The sequence below is a fragment of the Ramlibacter sp. GS1-15 genome (genome assembly GCF_057785015.1).
This window is the reverse complement of record NZ_JBYNTU010000001.1, coordinates 319,824-340,826: the sequence shown is the minus strand read 5'-3', so window position 1 is coordinate 340,826 and position 21,003 is coordinate 319,824. Positions and strand designations below refer to the sequence as shown.

The 21,003-nt window shown below is 68.0% G+C and carries 20 protein-coding genes; 5 read left to right on the top strand and 15 right to left on the bottom strand.

Annotated features, from left to right (window positions below; translation table 11 throughout):
- Window position 1: 1 nt before the first annotated feature.
- Both AC3EF3_RS01695 and AC3EF3_RS01690 read right to left on the bottom strand, forming a co-directional pair.
- Window positions 2-871, bottom strand: coding sequence for an LpxL/LpxP family acyltransferase (locus AC3EF3_RS01695; RefSeq protein WP_488530428.1), 870 nt, complete (start codon window positions 869-871; stop codon window positions 2-4).
- Window positions 868-1,692 (bottom strand): lysophospholipid acyltransferase family protein, encoded by an 825-nt coding sequence (locus AC3EF3_RS01690; RefSeq protein ID WP_488530427.1) that lies wholly within the window; start codon window positions 1,690-1,692, stop codon window positions 868-870. The genes AC3EF3_RS01695 and AC3EF3_RS01690 overlap by 4 nt, the downstream gene beginning before the upstream one ends.
- Window positions 1,693-1,825: 133 nt before the next feature.
- Here AC3EF3_RS01690 and metK point away from each other — a divergent pair, with 133 nt between their 5' ends.
- On the top strand, window positions 1,826-3,007 hold the full coding sequence (gene metK, locus AC3EF3_RS01685) for a methionine adenosyltransferase (RefSeq protein ID WP_488530426.1): 1,182 nt from the start codon (window positions 1,826-1,828) through the stop codon (window positions 3,005-3,007).
- Between the two features lie 120 nt (window positions 3,008-3,127).
- On the opposite strand, the gene AC3EF3_RS01680 is transcribed toward metK, so the two are convergent.
- Both AC3EF3_RS01680 and AC3EF3_RS01675 read right to left on the bottom strand, forming a co-directional pair.
- Window positions 3,128-4,024, bottom strand: a complete 897-nt coding sequence (locus AC3EF3_RS01680) for a hypothetical protein (RefSeq protein ID WP_488530425.1) — start codon at window positions 4,022-4,024, stop codon at window positions 3,128-3,130.
- Complete coding sequence (locus tag AC3EF3_RS01675; protein ID WP_488530424.1) at window positions 4,021-4,482, bottom strand: hypothetical protein; 462 nt, start codon at window positions 4,480-4,482, stop codon at window positions 4,021-4,023. Before AC3EF3_RS01675 ends, AC3EF3_RS01680 begins: the two co-directional genes overlap by 4 nt.
- A gap of 205 nt (window positions 4,483-4,687) precedes the next feature.
- On the opposite strand from AC3EF3_RS01675, the gene AC3EF3_RS01670 reads away from it, so the two are divergent.
- Both AC3EF3_RS01670 and ligD read left to right on the top strand, forming a co-directional pair.
- Complete coding sequence (locus AC3EF3_RS01670) at window positions 4,688-5,731, top strand: ferritin-like domain-containing protein (RefSeq protein WP_488530423.1); 1,044 nt, start codon at window positions 4,688-4,690, stop codon at window positions 5,729-5,731.
- Between the two features lie 15 nt (window positions 5,732-5,746).
- Window positions 5,747-8,251, top strand: coding sequence for a DNA ligase D (ligD, locus tag AC3EF3_RS01665; protein WP_488530422.1), 2,505 nt, complete (start codon window positions 5,747-5,749; stop codon window positions 8,249-8,251).
- On the opposite strand, the gene AC3EF3_RS01660 is transcribed toward ligD, so the two are convergent.
- The 3 genes from AC3EF3_RS01660 to glmS all read right to left on the bottom strand — a co-directional run bounded on the left by AC3EF3_RS01660 (window position 8,238) and on the right by glmS (window position 11,291).
- A complete protein-coding gene (locus AC3EF3_RS01660; RefSeq protein WP_488530421.1) occupies window positions 8,238-8,924 on the bottom strand; it encodes a hypothetical protein in 687 nt (228 codons plus the stop codon). The two genes, ligD and AC3EF3_RS01660, sit on opposite strands and share 14 nt — an antisense overlap.
- A 64-nt stretch (window positions 8,925-8,988) precedes the next feature.
- A complete protein-coding gene (locus AC3EF3_RS01655) occupies window positions 8,989-9,336 on the bottom strand; it encodes a hypothetical protein (RefSeq protein WP_488530420.1) in 348 nt (115 codons plus the stop codon).
- A 104-nt stretch (window positions 9,337-9,440) separates the two neighbouring features.
- Entirely contained in the window at window positions 9,441-11,291 is a 1,851-nt protein-coding gene (glmS, locus tag AC3EF3_RS01650; protein ID WP_488530419.1) for a glutamine--fructose-6-phosphate transaminase (isomerizing), read from the bottom strand.
- 136 nt (window positions 11,292-11,427) lie between these two features.
- Here glmS and AC3EF3_RS01645 point away from each other — a divergent pair, with 136 nt between their 5' ends.
- Entirely contained in the window at window positions 11,428-11,916 is a 489-nt protein-coding gene (locus tag AC3EF3_RS01645) for an Lrp/AsnC family transcriptional regulator (protein ID WP_488530418.1), read from the top strand.
- Window positions 11,917-11,919: 3 nt separating this feature from the next.
- Here AC3EF3_RS01645 and glmU read toward each other — a convergent pair whose 3' ends face one another.
- The 6 genes from glmU to AC3EF3_RS01615 form a co-directional block, all read right to left on the bottom strand.
- On the bottom strand, window positions 11,920-13,317 hold the full coding sequence (glmU, locus tag AC3EF3_RS01640; RefSeq protein WP_488530417.1) for a bifunctional UDP-N-acetylglucosamine diphosphorylase/glucosamine-1-phosphate N-acetyltransferase GlmU: 1,398 nt from the start codon (window positions 13,315-13,317) through the stop codon (window positions 11,920-11,922).
- A gap of 24 nt (window positions 13,318-13,341) precedes the next feature.
- Window positions 13,342-13,605, bottom strand: coding sequence for a hypothetical protein (locus AC3EF3_RS01635; protein WP_488530416.1), 264 nt, complete (start codon window positions 13,603-13,605; stop codon window positions 13,342-13,344).
- Between the two features lie 89 nt (window positions 13,606-13,694).
- On the bottom strand, window positions 13,695-14,654 hold the full coding sequence (locus AC3EF3_RS01630; RefSeq protein WP_488530415.1) for an MBL fold metallo-hydrolase: 960 nt from the start codon (window positions 14,652-14,654) through the stop codon (window positions 13,695-13,697).
- A gap of 28 nt (window positions 14,655-14,682) precedes the next feature.
- Window positions 14,683-15,189, bottom strand: coding sequence for a gluconokinase (locus AC3EF3_RS01625; RefSeq protein ID WP_488530414.1), 507 nt, complete (start codon window positions 15,187-15,189; stop codon window positions 14,683-14,685).
- On the bottom strand, window positions 15,186-15,785 hold the full coding sequence (locus AC3EF3_RS01620; protein ID WP_488530413.1) for a TetR/AcrR family transcriptional regulator: 600 nt from the start codon (window positions 15,783-15,785) through the stop codon (window positions 15,186-15,188). The genes AC3EF3_RS01625 and AC3EF3_RS01620 overlap by 4 nt, the downstream gene beginning before the upstream one ends.
- Window positions 15,786-15,833: 48 nt before the next feature.
- The gene (locus tag AC3EF3_RS01615) at window positions 15,834-16,331 is read right to left on the bottom strand and encodes a DUF2917 domain-containing protein (protein ID WP_488530412.1); all 498 of its coding nucleotides are present in this window, start codon (window positions 16,329-16,331) and stop codon (window positions 15,834-15,836) included.
- Window positions 16,332-16,470: 139 nt separating this feature from the next.
- Between AC3EF3_RS01615 and AC3EF3_RS01610 the strand changes: the two genes are divergently transcribed.
- On the top strand, window positions 16,471-17,454 hold the full coding sequence (locus AC3EF3_RS01610) for a LysR substrate-binding domain-containing protein (RefSeq protein ID WP_488530411.1): 984 nt from the start codon (window positions 16,471-16,473) through the stop codon (window positions 17,452-17,454).
- On the opposite strand, the gene AC3EF3_RS01605 is transcribed toward AC3EF3_RS01610, so the two are convergent.
- Window positions 17,451-19,265 carry an ABC transporter ATP-binding protein gene (locus AC3EF3_RS01605; protein ID WP_488530410.1) on the bottom strand — a complete coding sequence of 605 codons (1,815 nt, stop codon included), beginning with the start codon at window positions 19,263-19,265 and terminating at the stop codon, window positions 17,451-17,453. The genes AC3EF3_RS01610 and AC3EF3_RS01605 overlap by 4 nt on opposite strands.
- A complete protein-coding gene (locus AC3EF3_RS01600) occupies window positions 19,255-20,997 on the bottom strand; it encodes an ABC transporter ATP-binding protein (protein WP_488530409.1) in 1,743 nt (580 codons plus the stop codon). The genes AC3EF3_RS01605 and AC3EF3_RS01600 overlap by 11 nt, the downstream gene beginning before the upstream one ends.
- Window positions 20,998-21,003 lie beyond the last annotated feature (6 nt).

Genomic DNA, 21,003 nt, shown 5'->3' with positions numbered 1-21,003 from the left:
ATCAGTAGACGGGCGCTTCGCCCGGCGGGCGGCTCTTGAAGCGCTTGTGCACCCAGTAGTACTGCTCGGGCATCCCGTCGATGTAGCCCTCGAGCCGCTTGTTCATCAGCGCCGTGTCGGCCGCGATGTCGCTGGTCGGGTACTGGTCCCACGCGGGCATCAGTCGCACCTCGTAGCCCTGGGGCGTCAGCTTCGTGAGCAGCGGCACCACCTTCGCGCGGCACAGCCTCGCGAAGCGCGGCAGCGAGGGAATCGTCGCCGCCTGGATGCCGTAGAACGGCACGAAGATCGAATCCTCCGCGCCGAAGTTCATGTCCGGCAGCAGGTACATGGCCGCACCGCCGCGCACCGCCGCGATCATTTCGCGCACGCCCTCGGAGCGGTGCAGGCCGCGCGAATCCCGCGCGAAGCGGTGCCGGCCCTCGAAGATCCATTCGTCGACGATGGCGTTCGACTGCCGCGTGTACACACCCATGATGCGGCGCTGCGTGAGCAGCGTGAGCGCCGTCACCCCTGCATCGAGCCCGAGGAAATGCGGCACGAACAGGATGACCGGCGTCTCGCCGTCGATCTCATGCACCGCGCCGGCCAGCGCGATCCGCTGGCGCACCATATCGGCCGGCGCATGCCACAGCCAGCTGCGATCCAGCCAGGCCTGTGCGAACGCGATGAAGTGACGGCGCACGACTTCGCGCCGCTGTGCAGCCGGCCATTGCGGGAAGCACAGTTCCAGGTTGCGGGTCGCGACGCGCCGGCGCGGGACCACCACCGCGTACAAAAGCAGCCCCAGGCCCGTCCCCATGGCGCGCACCACGCCCAGCGGCAGGTGCGCGATCGCGCGCATGAAGAGGATGCCCAGCCGGCTGATCACAGCGCAAGCTCCTTGCGCGGTTCCTTGTAGCGCGCGTAGCCCCACAAGTACTGCGCCGGGCATTCGCGGATCAGTGCCTCCATCCGTCGGTTCAGTTGCTCGGCAGCGGCGGCAGGTTCCTGGGCCAGGGGCTCATCCCAGGTCCGCACATGGATGCGGTAGCCCCGCCCCCGCGGGAGACGCTCGCCCCAGACCAGCAGCAGGAGCGCATTCGTCTGCTGGGCCAGGCGCGCCGGCAAGGTCATCGTGTAGGCGGGCTTGCCGAAGAACGGCGCCCACGCACCCATCCCCTGCGGCGGCACCTGGTCGGGCAGCAGTCCCACCGCTTCGCCCGCCTTGAGTGCCTTGAGCAATTGCTTGACACCTGCCAGCGTCGTCGGCGCCACCGCGAGGTTGGCGCGCACGCGCGCCCGGTCCACCAGCTCGCGCAGCCAGGGCTTGCGCGCCGGGCGGTACAGCACCGTCACCGGGCCGAACTGCCGCGCATAGCCTTGCGCTGCAGCCTCGAAACATCCCAGGTGCGGGGTGAGGAACAGGATGCCGCGGCCGGTCGCGCGCGCCGCGTCGACCACCTCTCCGCCGATCCACTCGATGCTCGCCGGCGCGCCGAACCACAGCCGCGGCGTTTCCAGGGCGAGTTTGCCGGATTCGGCCACGGCGGCGCGCACGTCGGGGAACCTGTAGCCGGCCTGCCGGACGTTCTCGAGGAAGCGACGCCTGTAGGTGCCCGACAACAGGAACGACAACCAGCCGACGGCAACGCCCAGCCCGTGCAGCACGGCCAGCGGCAGGCGCGCAAGGGCGCTGATCAGGATATTCACGAGCGGTTAGAATGTCCCTGTCGCCGAGTTACGGAACTACTTGCAGGGCGACGAAAAATAATTCTGCTAAAGCGTTCGCCTCAGGCTCCGGCAAAAGGCAACGCGCCTTGAAGCAAACACTGGAGTTTATCGAATGGCGAACGACTTTCTCTTCACCTCCGAATCGGTCTCCGAAGGCCATCCCGACAAGGTCGCCGACCAGATCTCGGACGCGATCCTCGACGCGATCTTCGCGCAGGACCCGCGCAGCCGCGTGGCCGCCGAGACGCTGACCAACACCGGCCTGGTGGTGCTCGCCGGCGAGATCACCACCAACGCGCACGTCGACTACATCCAGGTCGCGCGCGACACGATCAAGCGCATCGGCTACGACAACACCGAGTACGGCATCGACTACAAGGGTTGCGCCGTACTCGTGGCCTACGACAAGCAGTCCAACGACATCGCGCAGGGCGTGGATCACGCGAGCGACGATTACCTGAACATCGGGGCCGGCGACCAGGGCCTGATGTTCGGCTATGCCTGCGACGAGACGCCCGAGCTGATGCCCGCGCCGATCCACTACGCGCATCGCCTGGTGGAGCGCCAGGCGCAATTGCGCAAGGACGGCCGCCTGCCCTTCCTGCGCCCGGACGCCAAGAGCCAGGTGACGATGCGCTACGTCGACGGCAAGCCGCACAGCATCGACACAGTGGTCCTCTCCTCGCAGCACAGCCCCGAGATGAGCGACGGCAAGCACATGAAGCCGGCCTTCGTCGAGGCGGTGATCGAGGAGATCATCAAGCCGGTGCTGCCCAAGGAGTGGCTGAAGGACACGAAGTACCTGATCAACCCGACCGGCCGCTTCGTCATCGGCGGCCCGCAAGGCGATTGCGGCCTCACGGGCCGCAAGATCATCGTCGACACCTACGGCGGTGCCTGCCCCCACGGCGGCGGCGCATTCTCGGGCAAGGACCCGTCCAAGGTCGACCGCTCGGCGGCCTATGCCGCGCGTTACGTCGCCAAGAACATCGTCGCCGCGGGCCTGGCACGCCAGTGCCAGATCCAGGTCGCCTACGCGATCGGCGTCGCGCGCCCGATGAACGTGACCGTGTACACCGAAGGCACCGGCGTCATTCCCGACGACAAGATCGCATCGCTGGTGCACGACCACTTCGACCTGCGGCCGAAGGGCATCATCCAGATGCTCGACCTGCTGCGTCCTATCTACGAGAAGACCGCCGCCTACGGCCACTTCGGCCGCGAGGAGCCGGAATTCACGTGGGAGCGCACGGACAAGGCGGCCGCGCTGCGTGCAGCGGCCGGTCTCAAGTAATTGAGATCGGCAACCGCGCAGCGGTTCGGCAGCTTTGGTGAACACTCATATCGCGAAGCGATGTGATGTGGTCACACAAGGCGGCCGCGCTGCGTGCAGCGGCCGGTCTGAAGTAAGGAGCTACTCGAGCGCGGCCTGCTGCCGCTCGTACTCGCCGCGCTTCATGGCGACGTACTGGGCGCGGTCCATCTCGTGCAGCTGGCGGGCGTAGCGCTCGGTCGAATCGAACCAGGTCTGGATGCGCTTGTCGAGTTGCTGGTCCGGCGGCGCCGCGAGCGAGGCCAGGTGCGCGTCGATGGCCAGGTAATAGCGCATCACGTTGCGCTCGATCGCGCCGCGCACGCCGCCGATGTAGATCGGCTGGCCGTTGCCGTCGCGTCCGACAACGCTGAAACCCACCTTCGAGGCGCCCGCCGTCGAGAGATAGGCCTGCATCGCGAAACGCCCCATGCCGCCGTAGGCGTATGAATAGCCCAGGTGCATGAAGGTGCGGCGCCCGTCCAGCGGGACCGCCTCGAGCGTGATGCGGTAGTCGCGCGTGCCCACCGGCCCCGCCGCCGACGCGAGGCGGCCTTCGAAATACTCCGGTGTCGCGGCAACCTGCTTCAGGTCGAAATCGAGCCGGTAAGCCTCGCCGGCCGGCTGGTCCGGCTTGCGGCCGATGCGCATCACGAGCTTGGTGCCCTCGCCGTTGCGCACCGGGTGGCAGTACTTGGTGTTGAACGGCAGGATGAGGATCGCGCACCAGTCGTTCGGGTTCTGCAGGGAGCGGCTCAGCACCTCATAGGGATGGTCCAGCACCGCGTAGATGTCGCCGGTGAGCCTGTCGCCGGCCTCGGCCGAATCGATGAAGATCGGCCGGTGGTAGGGGTTGTTGCGCAGCTGCTCGTGCAACTCGTTGTACCTGGCGCGCAACTCGCCGGAGCCCGCCGAAGCCCCCAGCGCCGCGAAACCTAGGACGAACGCTGCCGCGGCTTTCGCCAGCCGCCGGGCGATGTGCGCAGGGGCGGTCGTCATGCGTGGTTCCTGTGTCCGTGCAGTTCGGTGGCATGCGACCGGCCGCGGCCGTCGTGCTCCTCCAGCACCTGCTGGACGTCGAACTGGATGCCCCCCGTGAAGAGCGAGTGGGGCTGCACCGCATACAGGTAACGACCGCGCGGCCCGAGTTCCAGGCACATGATGAGCCTGGGCTCGGCGATCTTTTCCCATTCGCGGATCAGTCGCGTGCGCACCAGGTTGTCGGCGCACTGCAGATATCGCAGCTTGTGGTGGTTGTGCGCGAAGTTCACCGCATCGAGATACGCGGACGCGCCCTTGTTGCGGGTGTGGAAGTTCGGCGTCAGGTCGATCGACAGCGTCAGCACGTTGGCCTCGACCTCCAGCACGAAATTGCGCCCCATCAATCCGTCGGTGCCCTCGCCGTACTTGTACGCGAGGTGCAGGTGCGACGGGGTTTTGCGCAGCGAATGCTTCATGGCGGTTTCCTGGCCCGAGATGCGAGATTGCCTCGCGCGACCCTGCCGGGCTGTAGGACGGTGCAGGCATCGGCTGTGGGTCGGCCCGGTGCGCGCAACCGCCGGACGGATCGGGGTTCTCCTACAGCCGGTCACCTGCTTCGCTGACTGTCCCGCTGGCGCCTCACCTGAAGATGGGGAATGGATTCATCAAGGAGTACACACCATGGCAGCTGAAGACAAGGACATGAATCGCGACCCGGTCACCGGCGAATCCGGATCGCACCCGGTCGGCACGGGCGTGGGTGCCGTGGGCGGCGCCGTCGCCGGCGCGGCGGCGGGCGCAGCGGGCGGTCCCGCCGGCATGGCGGTCGGCGGCGTGGTCGGCGCGATCGTGGGCGGGCTGGCGGGCCACGCGGCGGCGGAAGCGATTGACCCCACGGCCGAGGAAACACACTGGCGCGAGAACTACGAGCGCGAGCCGTATTACGAGCAGGGCCGCAGCTTCGATGACTACGCGCCGGCCTACCGCATGGGTGTCACGGGCCGCACGCGCTACGACACCTGGGATACCGCGGAGCCGCAGATGCGCGAGGAGTGGGAATCGAATCGCGGCACGTCCAGCCTCGATTGGGAGCGCGCCCAACCGGCCAGCCGTGCCGCGTGGGACCGCGTCGACTACTCCCTGCGCGGCGGCGCGACCGGCATGGGCGAGAGCGTCGACACCACCAGCATGGGCCACGCCAACGACCTGGGAATGCAGCCGCAGGGTGCCGCAGCGAAGGTCGGTGCGATGCAGAGCGCCGGCAACACGGGGGGCGACCGCGACGACGTCATCGACGTGCTGCAGGATCTGGTCGAGTGCTCGAAGGACGGCGAATACGGCTTCCAGGCCTGCGCCGAACAGGCTTCGAGCGCCGAGCTGAAATCGGTCTTCACGCAACGCGCGGACGACTGCCGCCGGGCCGTGCAGGAGCTGAACGACAAGATCCGCGAATGCGGCGGCAAGCCCAAGGAGCACGGCAGCGCGGCGGGCGCGATGCACCGGGGCTGGGTCTCCGTCAAGACGACCTTGTCGACCTACGATGACAAGGCGGTGCTGGAGGAAGCCGAGCGCGGCGAGGACAACGCCAAGGCCCGCTACATGAAGGCCCTGAAGGCGCCGTTGCCGGCGGACGTGAAACTGATCGTCGAGCGGCAGATGCAGGGCGTGCAGCGCAACCACGACCAGGTCAAGCAGCTGCGCGACCGCTATCGCGCCCAGGCCTGACCGGCGCAAGCCGCAATGGCGGATGACCGCTCATCCGGCGCACTCAGGACCTACCGCGAGAAGCGCAACTTCGAAGCCACGCCCGAGCCGGCGGGCGGGGGCGTGGCCAACGAGAAGCGACGCGCCTTCGTCATCCAGAAGCACTGGGCGACGCGGCTGCACTACGACTTCCGCCTCGAGCTCGAAGGCACGATGAAAAGCTGGGCCGTCCCGAAAGGCCCGAGCTATGACCCCGCCGACAAGCGCATGGCGATGCCGACGGAGGACCACCCGATCTCGTACAACAGCTTCGAAGGCACGATCCCGCCCGGCAACTATGGCGCGGGCAAGGTCATCATCTGGGACAAGGGCGTGTGGATCCCGACCGAAGACCCGCACAAGGGCTGGCGCGACGGGCGGCTCAAGTTCGAGCTGCAGGGCCACAAGATGCGTGGCCACTGGACGCTGGTGCGCATGAAGGGCCGCGGCGAGGGCAAGCGCGAGGACCCCTGGCTGCTGATCAAGGAACGCGACGAGTGGGCGCGGCCCGCGGGCGAATTCAGCGTGGTCGACGAGATGCCCGACAGCGTGAAGGATTTGGCCGACCGGCCACCGCCGGCGAAGCGCGCAGCCCGGCCTGCGTCGAACGGCCCGCCGGCCGGCGCGCGCAAGGCCGCATTGCCGGCCGATCTCCAGCCCGAGCTTGCGACCCCGGTCGACGAACCGCCCGCAGACACATCGAACTGGATCTTCGAAATCAAGTTCGACGGCTACCGGATGCTCGCACGCGCCGAGCGCGGGCGGGTGAAACTGGTCACGCGCAACGGCAACGACTGGACATTCAGGCTCGGACAGCTGAACGAGGCGCTCGAATCGATGGAGCTGCCCGACGGCTGGTACGACGGCGAAATCATCATGCCCGGCGCGCAAGGACCGTCGGACTTCCAGGCCTTGCAGGGCGCGTTCGACAGCGCGCGCACCGGCGACATCGTCTATTACCTGTTCGACCTGCCGCACTGCGCGGGTTACGACCTGCGGGAAGTGCCGCTGACCGAGCGGCGCGCCGTGCTCAGGCGCATCGTCGAGCGTCGTCCGCACGACAAGGTGCGCTTCTCCGAGGAATTCGATGCGCCGCCCGCCAAGGTGCTTGAATCCGCCTGCAAGCTGGGCCTGGAAGGCGTGATCGGCAAGCGCCGCGACAGCGCGTACGCGAACCGGCGCTCCTCGGACTGGATCAAGCTCAAATGCCATCAGCGTCAGGAGTTCGTGATCGGCGGCTGGACCGACCCGCAGGGCTCGCGCACCGGCATCGGCTCGCTCCTGTTGGGCGTGAACGACGAGGCGGGCCATCTGCAGTACGCCGGTAACGTCGGCACCGGATTCAACGAGGAAACGCTGCGCGACCTGCGCGCGCGTCTGGGCAAGCTCGCCAGCGACAGGAGCCCGTTCGCGCCGAATTCGACGATCCCGAAAAAGCCGCACTGGGTGAAGCCGGAGCTCGTGTGCGAAGTCGCGTTCGGCGAGTGGACGCGCGACGGGCGCATCCGCCATTCCGTGTTCCACGGCCTGCGCGAGGACAAGCGGGCGCGCGGCGTCACGCGCGAACGCGCGCAGCATAATGCGCCGGTGGACAAGCCCGCCCCCACGCCGCTGGTGCCGTCGGGCCTGCGCGTGAGCAATCCCGATCGGGTGATCGATGCCCAGACCGGCCTCAGGAAGATCGACATCGTCCGCTACTACGCGCTCGTGTCGCCGCTGATGTGGCCGCACCTGAGGGACCGGCCGATCGCAATGGTGCGCGCACCCGAAGGCATCGCCGGCGAGCTGTTCTTCCAGAAGCACATGGACCGCTACAGGATGGCCGGCATCGAGCCACTGGACCCCGCGATCTTCCCGGGCCATCCGCCGATGGTCTACGTCGCCCGACCCGAAGGCCTGCTGTCGGCGGCGCAGATGAACGTGATCGAGATCCACACGTGGAATGGAGTGCGCACGGCGATCGACAAGCCAGACCGCGTGACCTTCGACCTCGACCCGGGCGAGGGCGTGTCGTGGCCGCAAATCCAGGAAGCGGCGCAACTGGTGCACGCGTTCCTCGACGAGCTGGGTCTTCCGGGTTTCCTGAAGACCAGCGGCGGCAAGGGCCTGCACATCGTGGTGCCGCTGAAGAAGCAGTACGACTGGGACACCGTCAAGGACTTCTCCCAGGCGATCGTGCAGCACCTGGCGCGGACCATCCCCGACCGCTTCGTCGCCAAGAGCGGCGGCTCCAACCGCGTGGGCAGGATCTTCATCGACTACCTGCGCAACGGCTACGGCGCGACGACCGTCTGTGCGTGGTCGGCGCGGGCCCGGCCGGGTCTGGGCATCTCGGTGCCGGTGCGCTGGGACGAATTGCGCACGCTCAAGGGCGGCGCGCACTGGACCGTGCAGACCGTGCACCAACGGCTGGACGAAGGCAACGACCCCTGGGCTGATTACGACTCGAAGCGCGCGACCCTGGCACGGGCCATGAAGGCCATCGGGTTCAAGCGCGGCTGACCCAGGGCACGATGAGGCGGATGGCGGTACTCTCGCGCTCGATCTGCACGCCGTCCGCGCGGGCGAGTGCTTCGAGGTCTGCCGCCGTGATCGGCCGGTAGGGCGGCGCCGTGGAGAAGCCCGGCTCGCCGGCGGTCTGGCGCAGCGACAGGGTCATCTCCAGACCCGCGGGCCGGGCCTGGGCCGACAAGGAGATTTCCGCGGGCGGCGCGTACTCGTCGCTGAGGTGCACGAGCGCGCCGGTCACGGCGTAGCGGAAGGCGCTGCGTGCCACTTCGCCCTGCACTTCGGGGACGTCGTTGCGCAACGCGAAGCCCCGGAACGTGAAGCTCGTCGCGACCAGCGACAGGCATTCACCCACGCCGTCGGCCGCTGTCGTGGTGGCGCCCTCATCCGGCGCCAGCCAGGTCACGACGTCGATGCACGATGCGAGCGCCGCCCGCGCATAAGTGTTGATCTTGCCTGCCCCTTCGTGGACCTCGTCCAGGTTCGGCTCGGCGGCCTTCAGGCGGCGGTCCATGATTTCGTACACCATGCCGATCGGCTGCAGGTTGACCACGAGGTGGTGCCGCATCGATGGCGCGAGGCGGCGCAACAAGGCGTAACGCGCCGACTCGGCCGCTGCTTGCAGTGCAGCGGAGGATTCGGCGTGCGAAGGCGCAGGAGAAGTCATCGCGGGCGAGCGTAACACCGCAAGAGGTGTTGTCAAACCGCCGCCGGGCCGTGACACTTCGACATCAGCGGGTCTTCTGCTGCTTGTCCTGCCAGTGCGCGTAGGCTTCGTCCATGCGCTGGCGGCGCGCCGCGTCGGCGTCGCGGGAGGTGCCCGGGGCACCCATCGCGCGCGTGTCGCTGCGGTCGTCGCGTTTGGCGGTCTGGCGAGTCTTGTCGCCGGCGCGATGGAGCGCGTGCCGCGTCTTCTCGCCCAGCCGGTGCAGGCTGTCGCGCAATTTCTGGCCGGCCGTTTCGTGCCCCTGCTGTTCCGCACGGGCAGCATCCGTTCCGTGAGTCGTCTTGTCCTGCTGTGCGAAGGCAGCTGTTCCGCAGGCCAGCGCCGCGGCAGTGATCAGAGCTGTGGCTCTCATGTGGATTCTCCCGATTCGTTGCGTGACACTCCATCAAACGGCTTCACCAGGCCCCGGGTTGTCGGAGAAATCCGGCACGGCGAGTCAGAAGGACCGCCCGGGCGTCACTCGACCGTCACACTCTTCGCGAGGTTGCGCGGCTTGTCCACATCCGTCCCGCGCGCGCAGGCCGTGTGATAGGCCAGCAATTGCAGCGGCACCACGTGCAGCATCGGGCTGAGCGGCCCGTAGTGCTCGGGCATGCGGATGACGTGGATGCCCTCCTCGCTCTCGATGCGGGTATCGGCATCGGCCAGCACGTAGAGCACGCCGCCGCGGGCGCGTACTTCCTGCATGTTGCTCTTCAGCTTTTCGAGCAGCGCATCGTTGGGTGCTACCGTGACGACCGGCATCTCGCTCGTCACCAGCGCCAGCGGCCCGTGTTTGAGCTCGCCGGCCGCATAGGCCTCGGCGTGGATGTAGGTGATCTCCTTGAGCTTGAGCGCGCCTTCCAGCGCGATGGGGTAGTGCAGGCCCCGGCCGAGGAACAGCGCATGCTCCTTGTCGGCGAAATGCTCGGACCAGCCGATGATCTGCGGCTCGAGCGCCAGCACCGCCGAGAGTGCCGACGGCAAGTGGCGCATCGCCTTCAGGTGCGCGGCTTCCTGCGCGTCGGTGAGGCGCCCTTTCACCTGAGCCAGCGCGAGCGTGAGCAGGAACAGTCCCGCGAGCTGCGTCGTGAAGGCCTTGGTCGAAGCCACCCCGATCTCCACGCCGGCTCGGGTGATGTAGGCGAGCTTGCATTCGCGCACCATCGCCGAGGTCGAGACATTGCAGACGGTGAGCGTCTTGTTCATGCCCAGGCTTTGCGCATGGCGCAGCGCCGCCAACGTGTCGGCGGTCTCGCCCGACTGGCTCACCGTCACGACCAAGGTGCCGGGATGCGGCACCGATTCCCGATAGCGGTATTCGCTGGCGATCTCGACCTGCGTCGGGATCCTCGCGATCGACTCGAGCCAGTATTTCGCCGTGCAGCCCGCGTAATAGCTCGTGCCGCAGGCCAGGATCAGCACCTGTTCGACTTCCTTGAAGATGCGATGCGCCCCGTCGCCGAACAGCTCGGGCGTGATTCCCTCGATACCTTCGAGCGTGTCCGCCACCGCGCGCGGCTGTTCGAAGATTTCCTTCTGCATGTAGTGGCGGTAAGGACCGAGCTCCGCCGCGCCGCTGTGTGCGAGCACCGTCTTCACCGGCCTCGAGGCGGGCTTGCGGGCCGCATCGACGATCCAGTACTTGCCGAGCTGGACGTCGACGATGTCGCCTTCCTCGAGGTACACGATCTGGTCCGTGACGCCGGCCAGCGCCATCGCGTCGCTCGCGAGGAAGTTCTCGCCATTCTCCTTGCCGACGCCGAGCACGAGCGGCGAGCCCGCGCGCGCGCCGATGACCCGGTGCGGCTCGTCCTTGCAGAACACGGCGATCGCATAGGCGCCATGCAGTCGGGCCACCGCGCTCTTCACCGCATCGAACAGGTCGCCTTCGTACAGGCTGTCCACCAGGTGCGAGATGACCTCGGTGTCGGTCTGGCTCTCGAACACATAGCCGCGGGCTTGCAGCGACGCGCGCAGCTCCGCATGGTTTTCGATGATGCCGTTGTGCACGAGCGCGATGCGCCCGGGGCGCTTGCTCGCGCCCTCACCTGGCCCGTGGCTGAAATGCGGGTGGGCGTTGTGCACGGCCGGCGCGCCGTGCGTGGCCCAGCGCGTGTGCGCGATGCCGGTCATCCCTTCGAGGTGCTCGTCCTCGATCTGCGCCAGGAGTTTCGCGACCCGGTCCGTGCTGCGCGCGCGCTTGAGGCCGCTCGCATAGACCGCGACGCCGCACGAGTCGTAGCCGCGGTACTCCAGCCTCTGCAGGCCTTGCACGAGGATGGGAACGATGTTGCGGGTGGAAACGGCGCCGACGATGCCACACATGAGGAACTCCCGGAAAGATGCGGTCGAGGCACTTTAGGCGCCGACGAATGAAATGTGCTGGCTGAATTGTCGGCTTTTCGGAATACTATTGCATGAAAGTCTTATGATGGAATTCAATTCCTAAATTGCCGCCTAAATGGAATCATTGGACTCGGTCGACATGACCCTCCTGGACCAGCTCCAGGCCGACGCGTCGCTCACCAACCAGGAGCTGGCCGCCCGGGTGCACATCTCGCCCCCGACCTGCCTGCGGCGCGTGAAGCGCCTGCGCGACGCCGGCCTGATCGCCCGCGAGATCGCGGTCCTCGATCCGGACAAGCTCGCGCCGGTGATCGGCCACGGCCTGCAGGCCGTCGTGGAGATCACGCTGGAGCGACAGGGCGACGAGGAGCAGCAGGCCTTCGAGACGCGGGTGATCGCCGACGGCGCCGTGCAGCAGTGCTATCGGGTGTCGCCCGGGCCGGACTTCGTCCTCCTCGTGCACACGCGCGACATGCCGGGCTACCTGCAGCTGGCGCAGCGCCTCTTCACCAGCGATGCCAACGTTCGCAACGTCAAGGCCTACTTCAGCGTGAAGCGCGCGAAGTTCGATCCGCGCATCCCGCTCGCACGCGCGCCGGGTTGAGGCCTACTTCTTCTCGCCTTTTTGGGGCCGCTGCCAGTTGGCGATGGTCGCCTGCCGGCCACGCGCCACCGACAGCGCGCCCGCCGGCGTATCCTTGGTGATCACCGAGCCGGCTCCCACGGTGCCGCCCGCGCCGATCTTCACCGGCGCGACCAGCACGCAGTTGCTGCCGACGTGCACGTCGGCTTCGATCACCGTGCGAAGCTTGTTCGCGCCGTCGTAGTTCGCGGTGATCGAGCCGGCACCGTAGTTGACGCGCTCGCCCACGGTGGAGTCGCCCAGGTAAGCGAGGTGGTTCGCTTTCGCGCCGCGCGCGAGCGTGGAATTCTTGACCTCCACGAAGTTGCCGATGTGCACGTCGGCGCCGAGCTGCGCGCCAGGACGCAGCCGGGCGAATGGCCCGACCAGCGCGCCGGCGCCCACCGTGACGCCCGCCTTCTCGCCGTCGATGTGCGTGAACGGGTGGATCACCGCGCCGGCCTCGATCGTCGCGTTCGCGATCACGCAGTTGGCACCGATGCGCACACCCTCGCGCAGCTTCACGGCGCCTTCGAAGACGCAGTTGACGTCGATCTCCACGTCCTGCGCACACTCGAGCGTGCCGCGCACATCGAAGCGGGCCGGGTCGGCGATGCGCACACCCTGCTCCATCAGCCGCTCGGCTTCGCGGCGCTGGTACGCGCGCTCGAGCGCGGCGAGTTGCACCGGACTGTTCACGCCATCCACCTCCATCTGCTGCGCGGCCTTGACCGCGACGATGCCGGCGCCGTCCTTCACGGCCAGCGCGACCACATCGGTCAGGTAGTACTCGCCCTGCGCGTTGTCGTTGGTCAGGCGCGCGAGCCAGGGCTTGAGCCGGCTCGTGGGCACCGCCATGAAACCCGCGTACACCTCGCGGATCTCGCGCTGCTTCGCGCTCGCGTCCTTTTGCTCGACGATGCCGACGATCGAATCGCCTTCACGCAGGATCCGACCGTACCCGGTCGGATCGGGCATGTCGATCGACAGCAGCGCGAGCTTCTGGCCGCCGCAGGCGTCGACCAGTCGTCGGAGCGTGGAGGGATCGATCAGCGGCACATCGCCGTTGAGGATCAGGGCAATGCCGTCGTCGGGCAATTTCGGCGCGGCCTGCTGGATGGCGTGCCCGGTGCCGAGTTGCGGCTCCTGGCGCACGAACAGCGGGGTGGCGCCTTGCCGCGGCCAGCTCGCCACCGCGGCTTCGACTTCACCGGCGCCGTTGCCCGTGATCACCACGGTGCTGCGCGCGCCCAGGGCGTCCACGGTGGACATGACATGCGCCAACAGGGGACGGCCCGCCAGGCGGTGCAGGACCTTGGGCAGGCGGCTTTTCATGCGCGTGCCCTTGCCGGCCGCCATCACGACCACATCGATTGCTTTCATGCGCGGATTATCCGCGCCCGAGGCTCAATGCTCACCCTTGGAGTGCGACTTGCCTTCTTCCTCGGCCTGCTGGAGGTCGCGCGCTTCCTGCTCGGAGCGGGGCTTGGCGGCCTCGGCGTCCTTCTCGACGTCGTGCGTCTTCATGTAGTCGGCCTGGCGCTTGTTGTAGTCGCGCGTGGCTTCGTAGCTGCCTTCGCCCATCTGCTGCTCTTTTTTGGCACCGGGCTTGTCGCCTTCGTCGGGCGTGGTTTGCGGCTGCAGGATGCGGGGTGTCTTGTCGGACGGCATGGAGGCTCCTCTACTGCGGAGCGGCCAGCTTAGGAGCTCGCCCAACTGCGCGCTGCCGGATGGCCCGCCACCGCCGTGTCAGCGAGGGACTACGCCTGCAGCGATCGCCACATCTCCTGGTCGCGCTCCGCCGTCCAGACGCGCGGGTGCTTGATGCCGCGCGCTTCGTCGTACGCGCGGCTCACGTCGAAGGGCAGGCAGTGCTCGTAGATGAACACGTGGCCGAACACCGGGTCCATGGCCTTGCGGGTATGCGCCATGGTGGCCTTCAGGTCCATGCCCTGCGCCGCCGCTTCCTTCGCCGCCTTGAACAGCGTCTCGACCCAGCGCTTGGTGTAATCGAGCGCCTTGTTCACCGCGGCATTGCCTTTCATCGCCTCGCCGCGGCCGGGGACGATCGCCTCGGCGCGCAAGGCGCGCAGCGCTTCCAGCGTCGCGGGCCATTCCTCCAGGTGCGCATCGCCCGTGTAGACGCCGGCTTCGTACTCGACCAGGTCCCCCGAGAACAGCACCTTCTCTTCCTCGACCCAGGCGATCGTGTCGCCCCGGGTGTGGCCGGGACCGGGATGCCAGATCTGCACGCTCACACCGCCCAGGTCGACCGTCAGCCTGCCGTCGATCACCAGCGTCGGCCAGGTGAGACCCGGGATCGACTCGGCATTGCGAAACAGGCGCGGGAAGCGCTCCATCTCCGACTGCATGTCTTCCTTGCCGCGCTCGACGATCAGCTCGTACGTGCCCTGGCTGGCGATGACTTCGGTCGCGCCCTCGTCGACATAGGCGCTCGCGCCCAGCACGCGCACCGCGTGGTAGTGCGTCAGCAGCACGTACTTGATCGGCTTGTCGCTCACGCTGCGGATGCGGGCAATCAGGTCGCGCGCCATCGCCGGCGTGGCCGTCGCGTCGCTCACCATGATGAACTTGTCGCCGATGATCACGCCGGAGTTCGGGTCACCTTCGGCGGTGTAGGCCCAGCAGTGCTTGCTGAGCTGTTCGAACGTGATCTTCTTCTCGGACAGGTCGGCCCGGCTGGCAAATGCTTTGGACATGCCGGCGATTTTACCTATTCGTAATTGATTACGGATTGTTGAATCGCTGCAAGGCCGCGCATGCACGCGCGGCGACTTCCTCCGGCGGCAAGGTCCCATCGATCACGGCGACCCCGGGCTCGCCGGCCGGGTCTTCGAGGGCGGCGAACTGGCTCGCCACGAGGGCGGGCGGATAGAAATGGCCCGGCCGCGAGGCGACGCGCCGCTGCGCCTCTTCCTGCGAGAGCGCGAGATGGACGAAGCGGAGATCCGGGCTCGCGCGGCGCAGCCGGTCGCGATACGAACGCTTGAGCGCCGAGCAGGTGAGCACGGCGCCTTGCGGATGCGCGGCCAGCTCGCGCGCGAGCACATCGAGCCAGCCGGCGCGGTCGGCATCCGTGAGCGGCACGCCACGGGTCATCTTCTCGATGTTGGCAGGCGAGTGGAACGCGTCGCCTTCGATCAGCGGAAGGCCGAGCGAGTGCGCGATGCGCTGGCCGATTGCCGACTTCCCGCAGCCGGACACCCCCATCACGACGACGTGCCACGCAGTCATGCAGCCAGGCCTCGTTCCAGCATCGCGATCACGTCCTCGGCGAATTGCGCATAGCTCATGGCCCCGCCCGGGCGCAGCCAGGTGAAGGTCCAGTTGATCATGCCGAACAGCATCATCGTGACCGGCGTCTGGTTCGCGGGCGTCACCCGGCCGGGGTACGCGCGGCGCAGGAAGCGCGTGACCGCTGCGACCACGTCGCGCTGCCGGTTCAGGATCACTTCGCGTTGCGCTTCGCCCAGGAATTTCGTGTCATGCAGCAATGCCGCGTGGCGCGTGGCCGAATGCTCGTATTCGTCCAGGAAACAGCGCACCAGTTCATGCAGCGCCGAGCGGTCGTCCAGGTTGCGCCGCTGCGCCGTTGCCTCCACCTGGCCGATCACGGCCAGCAGGCGCTGCGTGTGGCGATCCAGCAGGTCATACAGGATCGCTTCCTTGCTCTCGTAATAGTGATACAGGCGCGCCTTCGACGTGCCGCAGGCCGCGGCGATGTCGTTCATGCTCGCCGCGTGGTAGCTCTTGTCGGCGAAGCACTGCGCCGCGACGTCGAGGATCTCGTCGCGTTTGAGTTCGTGCTGGGAAGATTTCGGCCGGGCCACCTCCCGAATCTAACCCACCCCCGAAGGGCCTGCGGCGCCTCCCCCGAATCAGGTCATCGCGCCGTGCTTGCGGCAGGCGCGTTCCTCGTACGTCTCGCGCGCGCCGAACGCCGACTGCCAGGCGATCGTCGCCAGCCCGGAGACCAGGCGCGCGGCCGCGTGGCCGCCGAAGACCAGCGCGAGACGCAGGTCCGCGAGCGGCTGCACCACGTCCTCGAGCCGCGTGCGGCGAATGGTCTTCGCCACGGGCACCGGGTCCCAGCTGAAATAAGCCGGGCAGCCTTCGTTCCACGATTCGATGACCACGCGCTGGCCGGGCATCAGGCGCAGCTGCTCGCCGACACCGAGCATGTGGTCGCCCGATTCGTTCAGCCGGCCATGGTGCGGCCCCTGGAAGGTGATCCACAGTCGGCCGTGCGCCACCTTCAGGACGCCCGTCTCGCGCGGCTCCAGGGTGATCGCACGTTTGGCCGCCAGCTTCCACGTGCCGGGCAGCGCGGGCTCGGCGCAGCAGGGGGTCAGGGCAGTGATCTGGGGCATCGCCATGGGGTTCTCCATTCAGTGACGTTTCGGCATTGAATGATCGTGGCGGATCGCTTGCCGGTCCAATGAAATACGGATAACCTATTGATTCCCGATTCGCATCAATCCAGGCCTCGCTGCTGTCAGGAACTGGCAACGCCGAATGCAACATTCGCAGACGCACCTTCGCACCCGCCCGATCTCGGCCGGGCACCTGCGCGCCTTCGAAGCGGTGGCGCGCCACCTGAACTTCCGCGCGGCATCCGAGGAGATGGCGCTCACGCAATCGGCCGTCAGCCGCCAGATCCAGTCGCTGGAAGAGGAAGTCGGCGTGCCGCTCTTCCTGCGCCACACGCGCGCGGTCGAACTCACCAGCGCCGGGGCGCAATTGCTGATGGCCGTGAGCAACGCCCTGCCGCGCATCGACAGCGCCGTGCGCCAGATCCGGCAGAGCGCGGGCCGCCGTTCGGTCGCGCTCACCACCTTCGCGTCCTTCGCCTCGATGTGGCTGATCCCACGGCTGGAACAGTTCCAGCGCGATCACCCGGACATCGACATCCGCATCGACGCATCGGACCAGACCCTGGACCTCGACGTCGCCGACGTCGACCTCGCCTTGCGCTACGGCCCGACGGCCACCATGCCGCCACACGCGGTGCGGCTGTTCGGCGAGCAGCTCACGCCGGTGGCCAGCCCCTGGCTGCTCAAGAGCGGCCCGGCGCTGAAGAAGCCCGCGGACCTCGCGAATTTCACCTTGATCGAGGCGGGCGACGCGCATGCCACGCACCTCGAATGGCTCACATGGCGGCGCTGGTTCGACGAGAACGGCCTGACCAAGTCGCAGCCCAAGCGCTGGCTCTATTTCAATTACGCCTACCAGATGGTGCAGGCCGCACTCACGGGGCAGGGGCTGGTGCTCGCGCGGCTGCCTATGATCGCGGAGGCGCTCGCCAATGGCGACCTGGTCGAGCCGCTGCCGCACCAGCGCATGGATTCGCCCATGGCCTACTGGATGATCGTCGGTCCGCGCAGCAGCCAGCGGCCGGAGATCCGGGCCTTCTGCGACTGGTTGATGGCGCAGAGCAAGGTGACGCGCCACGCGATCGGTGAAGTGCCCGACCCGGACACGGTGGACATGCTCGATTAGGCCTGTTCGGCCTGGTCTTCCTCTTCCAGCTGCTGCAGCAAATACAGCCGCTGGTACAGCCCGCCGTCGATGGCCATCAGCTCGGCATGCGTGCCGGTTTCCGCGATTCGGCCGTGGTTGAGCACGACGATGCGGTCGGCGTCGCGGATCGTCGAGAGGCGATGGGCGATCGCGACGATGGTCACCTTGCCGCGCAAGCCGTTCATCGCCCGCTGCACGACCTGCTCGGTCTCGGAATCGATGTGCGAGGTCGCTTCGTCGAGGAACAGGATGCGCGGCTGGCCCGCCAGTGCCCGTGCGATCGCGACCAGCTGCTTCTGCCCGACCGACAGGCGCGCACCGCCCTCGCCCAGCGGCGTGTCGTAGCCGTGCTCCAGCCCCATGATGAAGTCGTGGGCGTGCGCCGCGCGCGCGGCCGCCACGATCTGCTCGTCGGTGAGCTGGCGGCCCATCGCGATGTTCTCGCGCGCACTCGCCGCCAGCAGGAACGGGTCCTGCGGCACCAGGCCAATCACCTCGCGGAAATGCGTTTCGGCGATCGCATCGACCGGCGTGCCGTCGATGCGGATGCTGCCGGCCGGCGCCGGGTAGAAGCGCAGCAACAGCGACATCAGCGTGCTCTTGCCGCTGCCGGTGTGGCCGACGATGCCATGGAAGCTCCCGGCGGGCACCTGCAGGCTCAGGTCGTGCAGCACCGGCTGGCCGGGGTTGTAGGCGAAGGTGAGGCGGTCGATGCCGATCGCACCGTCGGTCACGCGGCCGTGTTCGGCGGCCACCGGCGTTTCGGCTTCCTTCAGCAGCGCATGCACACGCGCGGCACCGACCATGGCCTGCTGCAGCTGCGAGAACTGCATCGTGATCTGGATCAGCGGCTCGATGACGCGGGCGATGTAGTTGATGAACGCGTACAGCACGCCGATCTCGATGGCGCTCATCGCCTGGCCGCGCAACCCCATCACGGCGATCACGGTCGCGAGCAGCATCACGTTGAGCAGGTCCAGCACGGGCCGCAACAGCCAGGCGTTGGCGCGCAGCTCGCTCTGGCGGGAGCGGTAATGCGCCTCGTTCGTCGAGGCGAAGCGCTCGCCGAAGCGGCCGCCCGCGTTGGTGGCCTGCAGCACCGCCATGCCGCCGATCGATTCGGCGATCTGCGCATTCAGTTCGCTGCGCAGTTCGCGCGAGCGCGTCACGGCCGGCGCGGACAGGCGCTGGTAGCCGACCACGATCAGCACCACGGCCGGGACCAGCGTCGCGACGATCAGCATCAAGCGCCAATCGAGCCACAGCATGGCGATCATGGCGCCGGTCAGCACGATGATGCTGTCGAGCATCACGAACAGCACCTGCACGTACAGCGTCTTCACCGCCTCGGTATCGTTGGTGACGCGGCTGACGACCTGGCCGATGATGGCCTTGTCGAAAAAACTCATGGGCAGCCGCAGCACGTGGCCGTACACGTTCTCGCGGATGCGCTGCACCGACCGCATCGCGAGGCCCGCCAGCCGCGTGAGCTGCCGGTAGCGCAGCCAGCTCGCCACCGCGCCCGCGGCCAGTGCGCCGGCCAGCAGCCCGCCGATGGCGGCGAGGTTCGCGTCGTGCGGCAGCAGGAAGCGGTCGATGAAGGTCTTGCCGATCAGGGGGCCCAGCGCTTCCAGCCCGGCGGCGGCCAGCAGCCAGAGGATGCCTCGCACGAGGTGTGCCCGATCCGGCGATGCGGCGCGCAGCAACAGAGTCGCCGCGTCGCCCAGCGTGCGGCGGCGTTCCTTCGGCTCGCTCGGCAAGCCGGTGGTGGTGAGGGCTTCAGCTGGCATCGAGACTGGCCTGCAGTTGCTGGTAGCGCCACTGGCGGGCGTACCAGCCGTTGTGCGCCAGCAGGGCGTCGTGGTCGCCCTGCTCGGCCAAGTGTCCGCCCTGCAGCACCAAGATGTTGTCAGCATCGGCCACGGCGCTCAGGCGATGGCTCACGATGACCACGGTGCGGCCGACGCGCGTTTCGCGCAGGTGCGCCAGGATGCGCGCCTCGGTGTCGGTATCGACGGCCGACAAGGCATCGTCGAGCAGCAGCAGCGGCGCGTCCGCCAGCAGCGCCCGCGCGATCGCGACGCGCTGGCGCTGGCCGCCCGACAGCGTGACGCCGCGCTCGCCGACCGGCGTGTCGTAGCCCCGCGGCAGGCGCAGGATGTCCTCGTGCACGGCCGCCAGCCGCGCCGCGACCTCGATTTCCTCGCGCGTGGCGCCGGGCTTGGCCAGCGCGATGTTGTCGGCGACCGTGGCGGAGAAGAGGAACGCCTCCTGCGGCACCCAGGCGATCGCGCCGCGCAGCGCGGCCAGCGTGTAGTCCTGCAGGTCGATGCCATTCCAACGCAGCGTGCCGGCCTGCGGCGCGTAGTGCCGCAGGATCAGCCGCAGCAGCGTGGACTTTCCGGCGCCGGTCGGGCCGACCAGGCCGAGCGTGCGGCCCGCTTCCAGGCGCAGCGACACGCCCTCGAGGGCCGGCCTGCCCTGGCCCGGGTAGCTGAATCGCAGGCCTCGTGCCTCGACCGGCCCCGGCGTGACCGGCGCGATCGTGCCGTGGTCATCCACCGACAGCGGCGCATCGAGCACCGGCTGCAGCCGGGTCCACGCCGCCTTGCCGCGCTCCATCAGGGACAGCACCCAGCCGGCCGCGAACATCGGCCAGATCAGTTGCCCGAGGTACAGCGAGAAGCTCGTCAGCTGTCCGACCGTGAGTTCGCCGTGCCACACCAGCCAGCCGCCCACGCCCAGCGTGAGCACGGTCGCGGCAGCGAGCGTGAATCCCACCGCCGGCTCGTAGGCCGCTTCCCAGCGCTGCGCGTCGAAGCTCGCCTCCGAGGCCGCCGTCGCGAGTTGCGAGAACTGCGCCTCGCTGCGCGGCAGCAGGCCCAGCGCACGCACCGTGCGCACGCCCGAGAGCGTCTCCTGCACGTGGTCGTTGATCGCGCCGAAGCGATCCAGCGACAGCCGCCACGCCGCATGGACGTGGCGCGAGATCCACCAGAAGCTCCAGGCCATGAACGGGAATGGCAGCAGCGCGAACGCCGCCAGCCGCGCATCGACGCCGAGCGACATCATCGCGACGACCAGCACCAGCGTGAGCGAGCCGTCGAAGCCGGCCAGCATCGCCTCGCCCGCCGCCATCTCCACAGCGTCGATGTCGTTGGTGGCCAGCGCCATCAGGTCACCGGTGCGCTGCTTCTGGAAGAACTGCGGCCCCTGCAGCGCGAGGCGCGCGTACAGGCGCTGGCGCAGCTCGACCCCGAGGCGGTAGGCGGCACCGAACAATTGCAGCCGCCAGGCCACGCGCAGGAAATAGATCACGATGCCCGCGCCGACCAGTTTCACGAGCTGGAACAGCAGCTCATCCCCGGCGAGCGTGTGCGCCGCCAGGCCGTCGACCAGGTGCCCGATCTGCCGCGGGATCCAGACGATCAGGCAGGCGATGCACGCGAGCATGACGCCCGCGGCGGCATACGAACTCCAGTGGCGACGGAGGAACCCGCCGATCAGGCGATACAGCGACATGGAAAG

Excerpts from the sequence above, each read along its gene's own strand:
- AC3EF3_RS01605 (WP_488530410.1), bottom strand. The coding sequence starts at position 19,265 with ATGCCAGCTGAAGCCCTCACCACCACCGGCTTGCCGAGCGAGCCGAAG.
- glmS (WP_488530419.1), bottom strand. The coding sequence starts at position 11,291 with ATGTGTGGCATCGTCGGCGCCGTTTCCACCCGCAACATCGTTCCCATC.
- AC3EF3_RS01625 (WP_488530414.1), bottom strand. The coding sequence starts at position 15,189 with ATGACTGCGTGGCACGTCGTCGTGATGGGGGTGTCCGGCTGCGGGAAG.
- AC3EF3_RS01660 (WP_488530421.1), bottom strand. The coding sequence starts at position 8,924 with ATGACTTCTCCTGCGCCTTCGCACGCCGAATCCTCCGCTGCACTGCAA.
- metK (WP_488530426.1), top strand. The coding sequence starts at position 1,826 with ATGGCGAACGACTTTCTCTTCACCTCCGAATCGGTCTCCGAAGGCCAT.
- AC3EF3_RS01645 (WP_488530418.1), top strand. The coding sequence starts at position 11,428 with ATGGAATCATTGGACTCGGTCGACATGACCCTCCTGGACCAGCTCCAG.
- AC3EF3_RS01680 (WP_488530425.1), bottom strand. The coding sequence starts at position 4,024 with ATGACGACCGCCCCTGCGCACATCGCCCGGCGGCTGGCGAAAGCCGCG.
- AC3EF3_RS01615 (WP_488530412.1), bottom strand. The coding sequence starts at position 16,331 with ATGGCGATGCCCCAGATCACTGCCCTGACCCCCTGCTGCGCCGAGCCC.
- AC3EF3_RS01675 (WP_488530424.1), bottom strand. The coding sequence starts at position 4,482 with ATGAAGCATTCGCTGCGCAAAACCCCGTCGCACCTGCACCTCGCGTAC.
- glmU (WP_488530417.1), bottom strand. The coding sequence starts at position 13,317 with ATGAAAGCAATCGATGTGGTCGTGATGGCGGCCGGCAAGGGCACGCGC.
- AC3EF3_RS01670 (WP_488530423.1), top strand. The coding sequence starts at position 4,688 with ATGGCAGCTGAAGACAAGGACATGAATCGCGACCCGGTCACCGGCGAA.
- AC3EF3_RS01630 (WP_488530415.1), bottom strand. The coding sequence starts at position 14,654 with ATGTCCAAAGCATTTGCCAGCCGGGCCGACCTGTCCGAGAAGAAGATC.
- AC3EF3_RS01635 (WP_488530416.1), bottom strand. The coding sequence starts at position 13,605 with ATGCCGTCCGACAAGACACCCCGCATCCTGCAGCCGCAAACCACGCCC.
- AC3EF3_RS01655 (WP_488530420.1), bottom strand. The coding sequence starts at position 9,336 with ATGAGAGCCACAGCTCTGATCACTGCCGCGGCGCTGGCCTGCGGAACA.
- AC3EF3_RS01610 (WP_488530411.1), top strand. The coding sequence starts at position 16,471 with ATGCAACATTCGCAGACGCACCTTCGCACCCGCCCGATCTCGGCCGGG.
- AC3EF3_RS01600 (WP_488530409.1), bottom strand. The coding sequence starts at position 20,997 with ATGTCGCTGTATCGCCTGATCGGCGGGTTCCTCCGTCGCCACTGGAGT.
- ligD (WP_488530422.1), top strand. The coding sequence starts at position 5,747 with ATGGCGGATGACCGCTCATCCGGCGCACTCAGGACCTACCGCGAGAAG.